This window comes from Streptomyces daghestanicus, assembly GCF_020521275.1.
GTDB classification, from domain to species: domain Bacteria; phylum Actinomycetota; class Actinomycetes; order Streptomycetales; family Streptomycetaceae; genus Streptomyces; species Streptomyces griseoviridis.
Map to the genome: position 1 here is coordinate 326,127 of NZ_BNDX01000018.1, position 14,798 is coordinate 340,924.

Here is a 14,798-nt window from a genome sequence, read left to right on the forward strand (position 1 = left end):
ATGCCGGTCCTTACCCGCAAGCAGTACGCCGACCTGTTCGGCCCCACGGTCGGCGACCGCATCCGCCTCGCCGACACCAACCTGGTCATCGAGGTCGAGAAGGACTACCGCGAGGGCTCCTACGGCGACGAGGTGGTCTACGGCGGAGGCAAGACCATGCGGGACGGCATGGCCTCGGACCCGCAGGCCACCGCCGCCCAGGGCGCCCTGGACCTGGTGATCACCAACGTCGTCGTGCTGGACCCGGTGCTCGGCGTGGTCAAGTGCGACATCGGCGTCAAGGACGGGTTCATCGCGGGCATCGGCAAGGCCGGCAACCCGCAGACCCAGAACGCCGTCGACCCCCGGCTGGTCATCGGCACCTGTACCGAGGTCATCGCGGGGGAGCACCTCATCGCGACGGCCGGTGCGATGGACTCGCACGTCCACCTGATCTCGCCGCAGCAGTGCGAGCAGGCGCTCAGCAACGGCATCACCACACTGTTCGGAGGCGGCACCGGTCCCACCGACGGCTCCAACGGCACCACCTGCACCCCCGGCCCCTACAACCTGGCCCGCATCCTGCAGGCCGCCGAGGACCTGCCGGTCAACCTCGGCATCATGGGCAAGGGCAACGCCAGCCTCCCCGGGGTGCTGGACGAGCAGATCGAGGCGGGCGCGGCCGCGCTGAAGGTGCACGAGGACTGGGGCTCCACCCCGGCCGTCATCGACGCCGCGCTGGCCGTGGCCGACCGGCACGACGTCCAGGTGGCCATCCACACCGACACCCTCAACGAGGGCGGCTTCTTCGAGGACACCCGCTCCGCCATCGACGGCCGCACCATCCACACCTTCCACAGCGAGGGGGCGGGCGGCGGTCACGCCCCCGACATCCTGCGGGTGACGGGCGAGCCGAACGTCCTGCCGTCCTCGACCAACCCCACGCTGCCGTACACCAAGAACTCCGTCGACGAACTGCTGGACATGGTGATGGTCTGCCACCACCTCAGCCACGACATCCCCGAGGACGTCGCGTTCGCGGACAGCCGGGTGCGGGCCGAGACGATCGCGGCGGAGACGGTCCTGCACGACCGCGGCGTCATCAGCATGATCTCCTCCGACTCCCAGGCCATGGGCCGCATCGGCGAGTCCGTGACCCGGGCGTTCCAGATCGCGCACGTGTGCAAGGAGATGCTGGGCACGCTGCCCGAGGACACCGAGCGCAACGACAACCAGCGCGTCCTGCGCTACCTGGCGAAGGTCACCGTCAACCCGGCCGTCGCCAGCGGCATCGCCGACTACGTCGGGACGCTGGAGGCGGGCAAACTGGCGGACATCGTGTTGTGGCCGATGCACTCCTTCGGTGCCAAGCCCAAGATGGTGATCAAGGGCGGCGTGGTGTCCTGGGCGCAGATGGGCGACCCCAACGCCTCCCTGCCGACCCCGCAGCCGGTCTACTACCGCCCCGCCTTCGGGCACTACGGGCGCGCCATGCAGGCGACGCACGTGACCTTCATGTCACAGGCGGGCATCGCGGCCGGCGTGCCGGGGAAACTGGGCCTGGAGCGGAGGGTGCTGCCGGTGCGCAAGACCCGCACGATCGGCAAGCACAACATGGTCCGCAACGACGTCGTCCCGGACATCACCGTCGATCCGGAGACGTACCAGGTCACCGTGGACGGCGAGGTGGCGACGATCGACCCGGCGCAGAAGCTGCCGCTCAACCAGCTCTTCTTCCTGGCCTGACCCGTGTACCACGACGACACGTCCGCCGCCGGGACGCCGGCCTCGCCGGGTGGCGCCCCGACGACGGAACTGCAACGCCTGCTGATCAGCCTCCAGCTGACCGACTCGGCGTTCCCCAGCGGCTTCTACACCCTCTCCCACGGGCTGGAGGGCTTCGCCCAGGCCGGCGCGGTGGACCCCGAGGGGCTCACCGCACTCCTGGCGGACCTGCTGCGGCACGGCGTGGGGCCGTCCGACGCCACCGCGCTCGCCCTGGCGCACCGCGCCGCGACGGCGCGGGACTGGTCCGCGGTGGCCGGGATCGACACCCGTCTGCACGCCACGAAGCTCAACCGCGAGCTGCGGCAGGCATCCCTGCGCACCGGCCGGCAACTGCTGGACCTGGCCGCGGAGGTCTTCGGCGGCGACGGGATCGTCCGGTACCACCGGGCTGTCACGGAACGCCGGGTGCCCGGCACCCAGGCGGTGGCCGCCGGAGTGGTCTACGCGGCTACCGGCGTCCCGGCCCGCCAGGCCGTCGCCTCCGACCTGTTCGCGTTCTGCGCGAGTTTCGCCGGCGCCGCGCTGCGGCTGCGGCTGACGGACCACCGGCGGGCCCAGTCGCTGCTGCGGGAGGCCGCCCCGGTGATCGAGGAGACCACCCACGCGGCACTCGTCCGCGAGACCGGCGACCTCGGGGCGACCACCTTCGCGGCGGACGTCATGTCCGCCCGGCACGAGCGGGCCGAGGCCCGCCTTTTCGCCACCTGACCGGCCGCCGCCGCGGCGGCCGGAACCGAAAGGAAAGACCATGCGCGACAACGTCCTCAGGGTCGGCATCGGCGGCCCCGTAGGCTCCGGCAAGACGGCCCTGATCGAGGCACTGGTACCGGTCCTGATCGACCGGGGCAGAAGGCCGGCCGTCATCACCAACGACATCTACACCCAGGAGGACGCCCAGCACGTCCGCCGGACCCTGCGGGGGGTGCTCGACGGCGACCGCGTCGTCGGCGTCGAGACCGGGGCCTGCCCGCACACCGCCGTACGGGACGACCCCACGATGAACCTGGCGGCCGGTGCCGAGATGCTCGAACGCCACCCGGACGTCGACGTCCTGCTGTACGAGAGCGGCGGCGACAACCTCACCCTCACCTTCAGCCCGGCCCTCGTCGACCTCTTCGTCTTCGTGCTGGACACCGCGGAGGGGGAGAAGATGCCGCGCAAGCGGGGACCGGGCATCACCGATTCCGACCTGCTGGTCATCAACAAGGTGGACATCGCCCCGTACGTGCGGACGGACCTCGGGGTGATGGAGGCCGACGCGCACCGGGTGCGGGGCAGCGGTCCGGTGGTGCTGACCGACTGCCTGACCGGGCAGGGCGTCGACGAGGTGGTCGCCTTCCTGGAGTCCCGGCACCAGGTCCTGGCCTGAGATGACCGCGGCCTTCGACCGGCTGGCGCCGGAACACTACGAGCCGGTCCGGCTCCCGCCGGAGATGTCGGCGTACTCCTCGGTGCCCAGGACCCTCCGGCCGGGGGCGCCCGCGAAGGTCGGCATCCTGGACCTCGCGTACGCGCGGCGCGGGGAGCGGACCGAACTCGTCCGGCGGTACCAGAAGTCCCCGTTGCAGATCATGCGCCCCCTGTACGTCGACCCGGCGCTGCCCGGCATGGCCTTCACCTATGTGATGGCCACGGGCGGCGGGATCGCCCAGGCCGACCGATACCGCCAGGACCTGCGGTGCGGCCCGGGCACCCAGGCCCTGTTCACGACCCAGGCCGCCACGAAGGTGTACCGGATGGAGGACGACTACGCCGCGCAGCGCGTCCACCTCACCGTCGAGGAGGGCGCCTACGTCGAGTACCTTCCCGACCCGGTCATCCCCTTCCGGGGGGCGCGCTTCCACCAGGGCGTCGAACTGACGGTGAGCGAGGGCGCCACGGTGGTGTACGCGGAGACGTTCACCGCCGGGCGCCTGGCCCGTGGTGAGCGGCACGCGTACACCGTGGTCACCAACGACCTGGAGATCCGGCGCCCCGACGGGACGCCGCTGGCGGTCGACACCCTGCGGCTGCGACCGCGGTCTCCCGGCGGCGTTGCCGGCCCCGGGGTGTTCGCCGGCCACGACCACGTCGCCACGCTGCACGTCATCACGTCCGCCCGTCCCGCCGCGGACGTCGCCGATGCCCTGCACGGGGCCGTGACGTCCTCCGGGGTGATCCACGGGGCGAGTGTGCTGCCCGGCGACTGCGGCGCCTGGATGCGGATCCTCGGCCGGGAACAGCCCCGGGTCGCCGACGCCGTCCGGGCCGGCTGGGACGCCGTCAGACGGCTGCTCATCGGACACCCCGCCCCCGACCTGCGCAAGCCGTGACGGCGCGCCACCGCCAGCCCTGAGGAGACCCACCGATGATCACCGCCCCCGCCCCCATGCCGCCGGCCTACGACTCGGGCGACACCGCCTGGATGCTGGCCGCGGCCGCCATGGTGCTGCTGATGACGCCCGCCCTGGCCTTCTTCTACGGCGGCATGGTGCGCACCAAGCACATCCTCGTGATGCTCAAGATGAGCTTCGCCTCGCTGTGCTTCGTGACCATCGCCTGGTACCTCGTGGGCTACAGCCTCGCCTTCGGCCCGGACGTCGGCGGCGCCGGCCTCATCGGCGACCTGGACCACGCCCTCCTGCGCGGCATCGGCCCGGACACCCTGACGGGCTCCGTCCCCACGTATATCTACGCCACCTTCCAGATGGGCTTCGCCATCGTCACGGTGGCGCTCATCAGCGGATCGATCGCGGGCCGGGCCACGATGCGCGGCTGGCTGGTGTTCTCCGTGCTCTGGCTGCTGATCGTGTACGTACCCGTCGCGCACTGGGTCTTCGACCTCGAACACGGCTGGATCACGAAACACCTGGGCGCCCTGGACTTCGCCGGCGGTCTGCCCGTGGAACTGAACTCCGGCATCGCGGGGCTCGCCGTGGCCCTGGTGATCAGGGGGCCCGCCGACTTCCGGCGCAAGGAGCCGCGCCCCAACAACATCCCGCTGGTCATGATCGGCGTGGCACTGCTGTGGTTCGGCTGGCTCGCCTTCAACGCCGGTTCGGCCGTCCGCGACACCGGCACCGCCGCCACCGCCTTCGTCAACACCCAGCTCGGGGCCGCGGGCGCGATGGTCACCTGGCCCCTGGTGGAGTACCTGCGGACCCGGAAGGTCACCATGATGGGCGTCGGTTCCGCCGCGGTGGCGGGCATGGTGGCCATCACCCCGGCCTGCGGGGAGATCGACCCCACGGGCGCCCTGGTCACCGGCCTGGTGGCCGGGGCCTTCTGCGCCTGGGCCGTCACGCTCAAGTACCGGCTGAACGTGGACGACACGCTCGACGTCGTCGGGGTGCACGGAGCGGGCGGTCTCGTCGGGCTGCTGATGGTGGGCCTCTTCGCCGCTCGTGACGTCAGCGGCAAGGAGGGGCTCTTCTACGGCGGCGGCCTTTCCCTGCTGGGGAAGCAGGCCGTCGCGGTGCTGGCCGTGGCCGCCTTCTCGTTCGTACTGACGTGGCTCATCGCCAAGGCCGTCGACAAGGTCGTCGGGTTCGCGGAGAAGGAGGAGTACTCGGCGGTGCCCGGCGAGGACGAGGAACGCGCCTACGATCTGCGCACCGCCACCCGGCTGGACGCCCTGACCACCGGCGGCCGGGGGCTGGACAAGGAGACGCTGGAGCAGATCCAGCACCTTCTGCGCGCGCACCGGGACCGCTAGCGGCCCGGCCGGGCGGCCCGTCCGGCCGGGGCCGCAGGGCGGCACTGTGATCAACTGGCCCGCCAGGCAAGGGACTTGATCCGGTCAGGGGCCCCACCCGGTCGGCGCGCCGCCCCGGGGCTCTGCCAAGATGCCGTACGTCATGGTGCAGAAACCGAAAACGCCCGTGCCCACGAGTGCCGATGTGGCCCGTCTGGCAGGCGTCTCGCGCGCGACCGTCTCCTACGTCCTGAACAACACCCGGGCCGTGCGGATCAGCGAACCGACCCGGCTCCGGGTCCGCGAGGCCGCCGAGCAGCTCGGCTACGTCCCGCACGCGGCGGCCCGCAGCCTGCGCGCCGGCCACAGCCGTACGGTGGTCATGCCCGCGCCCGCGTTCCCGGCCGGCCCGCTCTACACCCGGTTCCTCGGCGAACTCCAGTCGGCGCTGGGCCGGCTCGACTACACCGTCGTGCAGTACGGCGGCGCCGCCCCCTACGGCGACGACGCCGCCCGTGCCTGGGCCGAGCTGCGGCCGATCGCCGTCCTGGTGCCCGGCCCCGGCCTCGGGCCGGGCGGCGTGGAGGTGCTGAAACGCTCGGGCGCCCGCGCGGTGGTGACCCTCGGTCCGGAACCCGTCGAGGGCGCCCACGCCCTGGTCCTGGACCAGACGGCCGTCGGCCACGCCGCGGCCCGCCACCTGTACGAGCGCGGGCGCCGCCGCGTCGGCGTGGTCCTGCCGGAGGAACCCGGCCTGCGGATCTTCTCCTCACCCCGCCTGCGGGGCGCCCGCAGCGCCCTGCGCGGCACCGGCGCGACCCTCACCGAACTGCCCCTCGCCTGCGCGGAGGACGCCGCCGCCCGGCTCGCCGCCCGCTGGGACGCGCTCGCCCTGGACGCGGTGTTCGCCTACGACGACGCGTACGCCATGCTGCTCTCCCGCGCCCTGCAGGACCACGGCGTCACCCTTCCCGGCCGGACCGCCGTGATCGGCGCCGACGACCTGATGCTCGGCCCGCTGCTGCGCCCCCGGCTGAGCACCGTGCGCCTCGAACTCCCGGCCGGGCAGGACCTCGCCGCGCTGGTCGACCGGGCCGTCCGCGACCCCGGTGCCGCCCCCGAACGGCACACGGTCCGCGGCGTGACCGTCGTGCACCGCGAGTCGAGCTGAACCCGCGGGTCACCGCCCGCCCGGCCCGCCCTGGCCCTGCTGATCCTGTGCCTGCTGGGCCTGCTGCTCGGCGACGGCCTTGCGGACCTCGTCCATGTCCAGGTTCCGGGCCTGCCCGATGACATCGGTCAGCGCCGCCTCGGGCAGCGCGCCCGGCTGCGCGAACACCGCGACCTGGTCCCGGACGATCATCAGCGTCGGGATGGACTGGATGCCGAAGGCCGCGGCCAGCTCCGGCTGCGCCTCCGTGTCCACCTTGCCGAAGACCAGGTCGGGGTTGTCCTCGGCCGCCTTCTCGTAGACCGGGGCGAACTGCCGGCAGGGCCCGCACCAGGCCGCCCAGAAGTCGATCAGGACGAACTCGTTGTCCGTGACCATCTGGTCGAAGTTCTCCTTGGTCAGCTCCACGGTGCTCATGGCTGTTCCCTCTTCCTGGGTCGGGGGCGGATGCCACCGGCGCAAACAGCGGCGGTGGGGAGGGTATTCCGCGCGCGTACCCGCGCCACCTGCGGGCACACCACCCTCCAGTGTGGCCCTCGCGCACCCCACCCCGCAGACTGAGCCCATGACGGAAACGGAATCCAACGTGTACGACGTCGTGGTGATCGGCGCCGGCCCGGTCGGCGAGAACGTCGCCGACCGCACCCGGGCGGCCGGACTGACCACCGCGATCGTAGAGAGCGAACTGGTCGGCGGCGAGTGCTCCTACTGGGCCTGCATGCCGAGCAAGGCCCTGCTGCGCCCGGTCATCGCGCGGGCGGACGCCCGCCGCACCCCCGGCCTGAGCCAGGCCGTGCGGGGCCCGCTCGACGCCGCCGCGGTCCTGGCCCACCGCGACTACTACACCTCGGACTGGAAGGACGACGGCCAGGTCCAGTGGGTCGAGGGCATCGGCGCCGACCTGTACCGCGGCCAGGGACGCCTCGCCGGCCCCCGCACGGTGGAGGTGACCGGCCCGGACGGCGCCCGGCGCGTCCTGACCGCCCGGCACGCCGTCGCCGTCTGCACCGGCAGCCGCGCCGCCCTGCCCGGCCTGCCGGGGCTCGCCGACGTCCGCCCGTGGACCAGCCGCGAGGCGACCAGCGCCCACGAGGTGCCGGGCCGGCTGATCGTGGTCGGCGGCGGTGTCGTGGCCGTCGAGATGGCCACCGCCTGGCAGGCCCTCGGCTCCCGGGTCACCGTGCTGGTCCGCGGCGGCGGCCTGCTGGACCGCATGGAGCCGTTCGCCGGGGAACTGGTCGCCCGCGCGCTGACCGAGGCCGGCGCCGACCTGCGGACCGGCACCTCCGTGAAGTCCGTCAGCCGGGAGAACGGCACCGTCGTCGCCGTCACCGACACGGGCGAGCGGATCGAGGCCGACGAGATCCTCTTCGCCACCGGACGCGCCCCGCGCACCGACGACCTCGGCCTGGAGACGGTCGGCCTGGAACCGGGCTCCTGGCTGGAGACCGACGACAGCCTGCGCGTCACCGGCCACGACTGGCTGTACGCGGTCGGCGACGTCAACCACCGCGCCCTCCTCACCCACCAGGGCAAGTACCAGGCGCGGATCGCGGGCGCCGCCATCGCCGCCCGCGCCACGGGGGAGAGGGGCCTCGACACCGCCCCCTGGGGCGCGCACGCCGCGACCGCCGACCACGCGGCCGTCCCCCAGGTGGTCTTCACCGACCCCGAGGCGGCCTCCGTGGGCCTCACCCTGGCCGAGGCCGAACGGGCCGGGCACCGCGTCCGCGCCGTCGACGTGGACCTCGCCACGGTGGCCGGGGCCGGCCTCTACGCCGACGGCTACACCGGCCGCGCCCGGATGGTGGTCGACCTGGAGGACGAGATCCTGCGCGGGGTGACCTTCGTCGGCCCCGGCGTCGGCGAGATGATCCACTCCGCGACGATCGCCGTCGTCGGCCAGGTCCCGGTCCACCGCCTGTGGCACGCGGTGCCGTCCTACCCGACGATCAGCGAGGTCTGGCTGCGGCTGCTGGAGGCGTACCGGGACAACTGACGCTCAGGGCAGGTCGAAGCCCAGCTCCGCCGCCGCGTCGTGCGGCACGGGCCGCGTCCAGCGCTCAGCCATCGCCCGCGCGGAGGACAGCGAGCGCGGTTCGGCGCGGTCCAGGTAGAGCGTCCCGTCGAGGTGGTCCGTCTCGTGCTGCACGATGCGGGCGGGCCACCCGGTGACCACCTCGTCCAGCGGCCGGCCGTGCTCGTCCGCCCCGGTCAGCCGGACCGCCGCGGGCCGCGCCACCACCGCCTGCCAGCCCGGCACGCTCAGACACCCCTCGAAGAACGCCGCCCGCGCCTCGCCCACCGGCGCGTACGCGGGGTTGACCAGGACCCGGAACGGCAACGGCACCCGTCCGCGCGCCTCCCGCACCTCCGGCGGGACCGGCGCCGGGTCCTCGACCACCGCGATCCGCAGCGCCACCCCCACCTGGACGGCCGCCAGGCCCACCCCGGGCGCCGCCCGCATGGTCAGCCGCAGCGCCGCCACGAACCGCTCCAGCAGCGCCGGTCCCAGCTGTCCGTCGTACGGCTCGGCGCCACGCCGCAGCACCGGGTCGCCGGCCTCGATGATCGGCAACGGACCGCCGCCGGACAGGAGTTCCTCGACGTGGTCGGCGAACGGCCGGTGATCTTCCCGAGTTCCCATCGCGCCAGGATGACACGGCACCGCCCCCGTCGGACGCCCGTGCACGCGAACGGCCCGGCCGCGAGGCGCCGGGCCTCGGGGCCGGGCCGTCCGGACGGCCGGGTCAGACCTCCGCGAAGTCACCCGCGAGGGCCGCGGCGACGCGCAGGTGGGAGTCGGCCTCCTCCTGCCGGTCCTGCCGCTCCAGGGTGCGGCCCAGCATCAGCCGGGCGTAGTGCTCGACCGGGTCGCGCTCGACGATGATCCTCAGCTCGGCCTCCGCGCGCCGCAGCTGGGCCGAGTGGTAGTAGGCGCGGGCCAGCAGCAGCCGCGGTCCGGTCTGCTCCGGCACCTCGGCCACCAGCGGCTCCAGCACCCGGGCCGCCGCCGCGTAGTCCTTGGCCCCGAAGAACATCCGGGCGCGCTCCCAGCGCTCGGCCGGGCTTCCGTGGTCGTAGTACGTCGTGTTCACGGGGGCGTCAACCACCCCAGGTCGTTGAACATTCCACGACCTTCCCGGGGTGCCCGGACGATCGCCACGGCCCCCGCGGGGCCGGGGCTGATGTCAGTGCCCTGCCGCAGAATGCCGGTCAGCGAGATCAACTCCGGCCGGACCGGGTAGGCGGTCTCGGGTCCCGCCAGCAGAAAGGCGTTCGTCGATGCCGTCCACCGCCGGTCAGTCCAGCCCGGGCACCACCGAGGTCCTGCGCGTCATGTCCGATCCGCGCACGCCCGTCTTCGCCACCGAGTACATGGGCGGCCGCCGCAGATACGGCTACTGGCGGCCGATGGAGGCCGGCGGCCCCCAGGGCGGCTGCTACGTGGCCCTGCCCACCGCCGTCTGCGAGGAGCTGCACGCGGCCGGCCGCATCACCCTCGGCGACCCCATCGTCGACCCGGCCAAGACGACGTACCGGGTCGCGCCCGTCCCGCCCCGCTCGGCCGCCGCCCGCGCCCGCCGCCACTGGGCCCGCGCGGCGTGAGCGGCCCCGAGTCCGACCGAAGGGCATAACGGGGCACTTGACACCCGCTGGGGGAAGCGTTCCTACCCGGCGCACAGCCTGCTGCCATCGCGCGCCCAGGTGTTGACGAAATCGTTCAGTTCATGGTCAACGGAACGCACGGACACAAGCCCCGGACGCAGGCGGCCCACCGCTCCCGCCGATGGTTCATGAACAAGGCCCTGCTCGCGGGCGGCGTCTCCGCCGTCGCGGCCATGGGAGGCTACGCGGCCACCCGGGCCGGCGCCGAGACGACGGCCACGGCCGACGCGACGGCCTCCGCGAGCCCCTCCGGGCCGCCGGCCGGCGGCGGCTTCGGCCGGACGATCGCCTACGACGACTTCGTCGGCGTCACCACGGACGGCACCGTCGTCGAGGACCTCTACGCCGTCCACTCCACCGGCGTCTCCACCACCCCCGTGGTCCGCGCCGCCGCCGCCTTCGTCGACGCGCTCACCGCCGGCCAGAAGGCGGCCACCCTCTTCGGCGTCCAGGCCGACCAGTGGCTGGACTGGACGAACGTCGACTCCGACGACCGCGACGGCGTCGCCCTGCGCGATCTGACGGAGAAGCAGTACGCCCTCGCCATGAAGCTGCTGAAGTCGGCGCTGTCGGCCCGCGGCCTGAAGCAGGCCACCGCCATCCGCAAGCTCAACCACTTCCTCGGCGAGTACTCCGGCGACACCTCCAAGGCGCTCAACCAGGACGCCTACTGGTTCACCGTGATGGGCACCCCGTCGGCCGAGGACGCCTGGGGCTTCCAGTTCGAGGGCCACCACCTCGTCGTCAACTACTTCGTCCTGGGCGACCAGGTCGTGATGACCCCGACCTTCATGGGCTCCGAACCGACGAAGATCACCTACGACGGGGTGGACTACCACCTGTTCCGCGAGGAGACCGCCGCGGGCCTCGCCCTGTTCCGCTCGCTGGACGCCCCCCGGCGCGCCGCCGCGCTCTCCGCCGCCGAGAAGACCGGCACCGACCTGGTCGCCGGGGCCGGGCAGGACAACGCGAAGCTCCCGTACGCCGGTGTCAAGGGCTCCGACCTGAACCGCCGCCAGCGGCAGCTCCTGCTCGACCTGGCCGAGGTGTACATCGGCTACCAGGACGAGGGCCACGCCCGGGTGCGGATGCGGGAGATCGAGAAGCACCTCGATGACACGTACTTCTACTGGATCGGCCCGTACGAGGACGACTCCGCGTTCTACTACCGCGTCCACAGCCCCGTCGTGCTCATCGAGTACGACGCCGAGTCCCCGCTCGCCTACCACGAGGACGGGGACGGCGCCTCGGCGTCCCCCTCGGCCTCCGCGTCCCCCTCGGCCTCGGCGTCCCCCTCGGCCTCCGCCTCCACGGGCCCCGGCGCCGGCGGCCCCGGCCCGATGGGCGACCCCACCCAGCAGCACGTCCACACCGTCGTCCGCACCCCCAACGGCAACGACTACGGCGTGGACCTCCTCAGGCTCCACCTGGCGACCGACCACTGACGGCACGCGTCCCGCCGAAGGCCCCGGCTCCGGCCGGGGCCCTCACCCGTTCCCGGCCGGCCCGCGGTACCCCACCGTGCCCAGGCCGAGCAGGACATGGCGCCGGGCCACCTCCTCGGCGGTCAGCGGCCCCTCCGGGCGGTACCAGTTGGCCACCCCCTGGCACATGACCAGCACCGCCCGGACCGCGTCGGCGGGGAACGGGGTGGTGAAGACCCCCTGGGCGGCACCCGCCTCCACGGTGTCCAGCAGCATGTGTTCCAGGTAGTCGCGCAGTGCCACGTACCGCGCGCGGTTGCCGGGTTCCAGGCTGCGGATCTCGGTGTCCAGGAAGGCCAGCCCCTGCCGGTGGGCCATGTACAGCACGATCGACTCCACCATCGCGCGGAAGCGGGCCGCCGGATCGTCCCCGGCCTCCTCGGCGGCGGCCCGGCAGCGGTCCAGGACGTCCTTGATGGAGGTCTCCAGCAGGGTGGCGAGCAACGCCTGCTTGTTCTCGTAGTGGTAGTAGAGCGCGGGGACCGTGACCCCGACCCGGCCCGCGATGTCCCGCACCGACGTGCCGTGGTAGCCGTGCTCGTCGAAGGCCTCCATGGCGTGCAGCAGGATCGGATGCAGGCCGAGCGGCCCGTACACCCGCCAGTGCCGCGCGGCGGCGGTGGTCCCCTCGTCCGGCTGGGTGCTCGACTGGGTGCTCAAACGGTGCTCCTCCGGTGCGACGCCGACGACAGGCATCGTACGTCACTTATCGCCCGCTCAGTAGCATGCCCAAAAACGGCTCCTGTCACGGTCATTGACCGCGCCTGACGCCCCCTCTACCTTCTTAGCGAGCGCTAAGTCAGGCGAGGAGAAGGGCCGTTACGCGCGATGAGACCACGCACGGAAGAACCACCCCCGGGACCGCTGGCCGGGGTGCGGGTGGTGGAGCTGGCCGGGATCGGGCCCGGCCCCTTCGCCGCCATGCTCCTCGGCGACCTGGGCGCCGACGTCGTACGCGTCGACCGGCCCGGAACACCGGACCTCGGGCTCGACCCCGCCCACGACGTGACCAACCGCAACAAGCGCTCGGTCCTGGTCGACCTCAAGTCACCGGACGGACCGGCCGCCGTCCGGGCGCTCGCCGCCCGCGCCGACATCCTGATCGAGGGCTACCGGCCCGGGGTCGCCGAACGGCTCGGCGTCGGCCCCGGGGACTGCCACGCCCTCAACGCCGCGCTGGTGTACGGCCGGATGACCGGCTGGGGCCAGGACGGCCCCCTCGCGCCGCGCGCCGGACACGACATCGGGTACATCGCGACCGCGGGCGCCCTCGGCATGATCGGCCCGGCCGGCGGACCGCCCGCCGTCCCCGCCAACCTGCTCGGCGACTACGCGGGCGGCTCCCTCTACCTCGTCGTCGGGGTGCTCGCCGCGCTGCTCACCGCCCGCCTCACCGGCGAGGGGCAGGTGGTGGACGCCGCGATCGTCGACGGCACCGCCCACCTCACCGCCGTGATCCAGGGCATGCTCGCCGCGGGCACCTGGCGGGACGAGCGGGGCCGCAACCTCCTCGACGGCGGCTGCCCCTACTACGCCGTCTACGAGACGGGCGACGGCGGCTGGATGGCGGTCGGCGCCCTGGAGCCGCGGTTCTACGCCGAGTTCGTCACCCTGCTCGGCCTGGACGCCGGGGACCTGCCCGACCGGCACGACCCCCGCCACTGGCCGGAGCTGCGGGCCCGGTTCGCGGAGCGGTTCAAGACGGCCGGACGGGACGAGTGGACGGCCGTCTTCGAGGGCACCGACGCCTGCGTCGCCCCGGTGCTGTCGCTGCGCGAGGCCGCCCGCCACCCGCACCTCGCCCACCGCGGCACCTTCACCGACACCCACGGCATCGTCCAGCCCGCCGTCGCCCCCCGCCTCTCCGCCACCCCCGGCACACTGCGGCGACCGCCCGCCGTGCCCGGCGCCCACCAGGCCGAGGTGGCCCGGGACTGGCACGTGGACGCCCTGACCGCAGCCGGCCATCCGACCGAGAACGGACGCTGATGGAACTCTCCACCCCGCTCCAGTACGCCACCGACCCCCGCGCCGCCGCCGACGAGGCCGCCGCCCTGGAGGCCGCCGGGCTCGACGCGGTCTGGGTGGCCGAGGCGTACGGCTTCGACTCCCCGACCATCATGGGCTACATCGCCGCCCGCACCAGCCGGATGCGGGTCGGCTCCGCGATCCTCAACGTCTACTCCCGCACCCCCGCCCTCATCGCCCAGACCGCCGCCGGACTCGACGCGCTGACCGGCGGCCGGGCACTGCTCGGCATCGGCGCCTCCGGCCCCCAGGTGGTGGAGGGCTGGCACGGCCGCCGCTACGACAAGCCGCTCGGCCGCACCCGGGAGACCATCGAACTGGCCCGCCGCATCTGGCGCCGCGAGGTCATCGAGCACCACGGCATCACCGACCTGCCGCTGCCGCCGGAGAAGGGCGGCACCCTCGGCAAACCCCTGAAGCTCCTCAACCACCCCGTGCGCGACACCATCCCGGTGTACGTCGCGGCCCTCGGCCCCGCCAACGTCCGGATGACCGCCGAACTCGCCGACGGCTGGCTGCCGTTCCTCTACGCCCCCGAGCACGCCGGCAAGGTCTGGGGCGGCCCCCTCGCCGAGGGCGCCGCCCGCCGCGACCCCGCCCTCGGCCCGCTCCAGGTCGTGGCCGGCGGACTGCTCGCGGTCGGGGAGGGCGCGGAGGCCGTCCGCGACCTGGTGCGCCCGCAGGTCGCGCTGTACGTCGGCGGCATGGGCCCGCCCGGCCGCAACTTCTACCACGACCTGGTCTGCGCCTACGGCTACGAGGCCGAGGCCGCCGCGATCCAGGAGCACTACCTGGCGGGCCGCAAACGGGACGCGGAGCGCGCCGTCCCCGCCGAACTGTGCGAGCTGCTGTGCCTGGCGGGACCCGAGGGGTACGTCCGCGACCGCGTCGAGGCGTTCCGCGAGGCCGGCGTGACCATGCTCAACATCACCCCCGTCGACCCCGAACCGGCCCGGCTGGTCGAGCGGGTCAAGAACTGGCTGTGACCACCACGGAACCCCGACGC

Annotated in this window: 15 protein-coding genes; 11 read left to right on the forward strand and 4 right to left on the reverse strand. The window is 73.4% G+C overall.

Translation table 11 applies throughout. The features are described 5' to 3' along the window. The 6 genes from ureC (at window position 1) to Sdagh_RS33905 (ending at window position 6,611) form a co-directional block, all read left to right on the forward strand. Window positions 1-1,725, forward strand: coding sequence for an urease subunit alpha (gene ureC, locus Sdagh_RS33880; RefSeq protein WP_190076443.1), 1,725 nt, complete (start codon window positions 1-3; stop codon window positions 1,723-1,725). Window positions 1,726-1,794: 69 nt separating this feature from the next. Next, complete coding sequence (locus Sdagh_RS33885) at window positions 1,795-2,475, forward strand: urease accessory protein UreF (RefSeq protein ID WP_226536281.1); 681 nt, start codon at window positions 1,795-1,797, stop codon at window positions 2,473-2,475. 40 nt (window positions 2,476-2,515) lie between these two features. Next, window positions 2,516-3,136, forward strand: a complete 621-nt coding sequence (gene ureG, locus Sdagh_RS33890) for an urease accessory protein UreG (RefSeq protein ID WP_189414027.1) — start codon at window positions 2,516-2,518, stop codon at window positions 3,134-3,136. Between the two features lies 1 nt (window position 3,137). Beyond that, a complete protein-coding gene (locus Sdagh_RS33895; protein WP_190076444.1) occupies window positions 3,138-4,079 on the forward strand; it encodes an urease accessory protein UreD in 942 nt (313 codons plus the stop codon). A gap of 35 nt (window positions 4,080-4,114) precedes the next feature. Then, window positions 4,115-5,461 carry an ammonium transporter gene (locus Sdagh_RS33900; RefSeq protein ID WP_190010633.1) on the forward strand — a complete coding sequence of 449 codons (1,347 nt, stop codon included), beginning with the start codon at window positions 4,115-4,117 and terminating at the stop codon, window positions 5,459-5,461. Window positions 5,462-5,591: 130 nt separating this feature from the next. Further along, entirely contained in the window at window positions 5,592-6,611 is a 1,020-nt protein-coding gene (locus Sdagh_RS33905; RefSeq protein WP_370594939.1) for a LacI family DNA-binding transcriptional regulator, read from the forward strand. Window positions 6,612-6,620: 9 nt separating this feature from the next. On the opposite strand, the gene trxA is transcribed toward Sdagh_RS33905, so the two are convergent. After that, window positions 6,621-7,028 carry a thioredoxin gene (gene trxA / locus Sdagh_RS33910; RefSeq protein WP_190010632.1) on the reverse strand — a complete coding sequence of 136 codons (408 nt, stop codon included), beginning with the start codon at window positions 7,026-7,028 and terminating at the stop codon, window positions 6,621-6,623. 148 nt (window positions 7,029-7,176) lie between these two features. On the opposite strand from trxA, the gene Sdagh_RS33915 reads away from it, so the two are divergent. Continuing rightward, window positions 7,177-8,610 carry a dihydrolipoyl dehydrogenase family protein gene (locus Sdagh_RS33915; protein WP_190076445.1) on the forward strand — a complete coding sequence of 478 codons (1,434 nt, stop codon included), beginning with the start codon at window positions 7,177-7,179 and terminating at the stop codon, window positions 8,608-8,610. A 3-nt stretch (window positions 8,611-8,613) separates the two neighbouring features. On the opposite strand, the gene Sdagh_RS33920 is transcribed toward Sdagh_RS33915, so the two are convergent. Together Sdagh_RS33920 and Sdagh_RS33925 are read right to left on the reverse strand one after the other, a co-directional pair. Beyond that, window positions 8,614-9,258: a peptide deformylase gene (locus Sdagh_RS33920; protein WP_190076446.1), complete on the reverse strand. Its 645-nt coding sequence runs from the start codon at window positions 9,256-9,258 to the stop codon at window positions 8,614-8,616. Between the two features lie 103 nt (window positions 9,259-9,361). Then, window positions 9,362-9,709: a tetratricopeptide repeat protein gene (locus tag Sdagh_RS33925; protein WP_189414041.1), complete on the reverse strand. Its 348-nt coding sequence runs from the start codon at window positions 9,707-9,709 to the stop codon at window positions 9,362-9,364. Window positions 9,710-9,896: 187 nt separating this feature from the next. On the opposite strand from Sdagh_RS33925, the gene Sdagh_RS33930 reads away from it, so the two are divergent. Together Sdagh_RS33930 and Sdagh_RS33935 are read left to right on the forward strand one after the other, a co-directional pair. Next, complete coding sequence (locus tag Sdagh_RS33930; RefSeq protein ID WP_190076447.1) at window positions 9,897-10,220, forward strand: hypothetical protein; 324 nt, start codon at window positions 9,897-9,899, stop codon at window positions 10,218-10,220. A 122-nt stretch (window positions 10,221-10,342) separates the two neighbouring features. Next, complete coding sequence (locus tag Sdagh_RS33935) at window positions 10,343-11,725, forward strand: DUF3500 domain-containing protein (protein ID WP_226536137.1); 1,383 nt, start codon at window positions 10,343-10,345, stop codon at window positions 11,723-11,725. Between the two features lie 42 nt (window positions 11,726-11,767). On the opposite strand, the gene Sdagh_RS33940 is transcribed toward Sdagh_RS33935, so the two are convergent. Continuing rightward, entirely contained in the window at window positions 11,768-12,424 is a 657-nt protein-coding gene (locus Sdagh_RS33940) for a TetR/AcrR family transcriptional regulator (RefSeq protein WP_226536139.1), read from the reverse strand. Between the two features lie 168 nt (window positions 12,425-12,592). Between Sdagh_RS33940 and Sdagh_RS33945 the strand changes: the two genes are divergently transcribed. Next, window positions 12,593-13,753: a CaiB/BaiF CoA transferase family protein gene (locus Sdagh_RS33945; RefSeq protein WP_189414046.1), complete on the forward strand. Its 1,161-nt coding sequence runs from the start codon at window positions 12,593-12,595 to the stop codon at window positions 13,751-13,753. Beyond that, window positions 13,753-14,778, forward strand: a complete 1,026-nt coding sequence (locus tag Sdagh_RS33950) for an LLM class F420-dependent oxidoreductase (RefSeq protein ID WP_190076449.1) — start codon at window positions 13,753-13,755, stop codon at window positions 14,776-14,778. The genes Sdagh_RS33945 and Sdagh_RS33950 overlap by 1 nt, the downstream gene beginning before the upstream one ends. Window positions 14,779-14,798 lie beyond the last annotated feature (20 nt).

Excerpts from the sequence above, each read along its gene's own strand:
- ureC (WP_190076443.1), top strand. The coding sequence starts at position 1 with ATGCCGGTCCTTACCCGCAAGCAGTACGCCGACCTGTTCGGCCCCACG.
- ureG (WP_189414027.1), top strand. The coding sequence starts at position 2,516 with ATGCGCGACAACGTCCTCAGGGTCGGCATCGGCGGCCCCGTAGGCTCC.
- Sdagh_RS33895 (WP_190076444.1), top strand. The coding sequence starts at position 3,138 with ATGACCGCGGCCTTCGACCGGCTGGCGCCGGAACACTACGAGCCGGTC.
- Sdagh_RS33900 (WP_190010633.1), top strand. The coding sequence starts at position 4,115 with ATGATCACCGCCCCCGCCCCCATGCCGCCGGCCTACGACTCGGGCGAC.
- Sdagh_RS33905 (WP_370594939.1), top strand. The coding sequence starts at position 5,592 with ATGCCGTACGTCATGGTGCAGAAACCGAAAACGCCCGTGCCCACGAGT.
- trxA (WP_190010632.1), bottom strand. The coding sequence starts at position 7,028 with ATGAGCACCGTGGAGCTGACCAAGGAGAACTTCGACCAGATGGTCACG.
- Sdagh_RS33915 (WP_190076445.1), top strand. The coding sequence starts at position 7,177 with ATGACGGAAACGGAATCCAACGTGTACGACGTCGTGGTGATCGGCGCC.
- Sdagh_RS33920 (WP_190076446.1), bottom strand. The coding sequence starts at position 9,258 with ATGGGAACTCGGGAAGATCACCGGCCGTTCGCCGACCACGTCGAGGAA.
- Sdagh_RS33930 (WP_190076447.1), top strand. The coding sequence starts at position 9,897 with ATGCCGTCCACCGCCGGTCAGTCCAGCCCGGGCACCACCGAGGTCCTG.
- Sdagh_RS33935 (WP_226536137.1), top strand. The coding sequence starts at position 10,343 with ATGGTCAACGGAACGCACGGACACAAGCCCCGGACGCAGGCGGCCCAC.
- Sdagh_RS33945 (WP_189414046.1), top strand. The coding sequence starts at position 12,593 with ATGAGACCACGCACGGAAGAACCACCCCCGGGACCGCTGGCCGGGGTG.
- Sdagh_RS33950 (WP_190076449.1), top strand. The coding sequence starts at position 13,753 with ATGGAACTCTCCACCCCGCTCCAGTACGCCACCGACCCCCGCGCCGCC.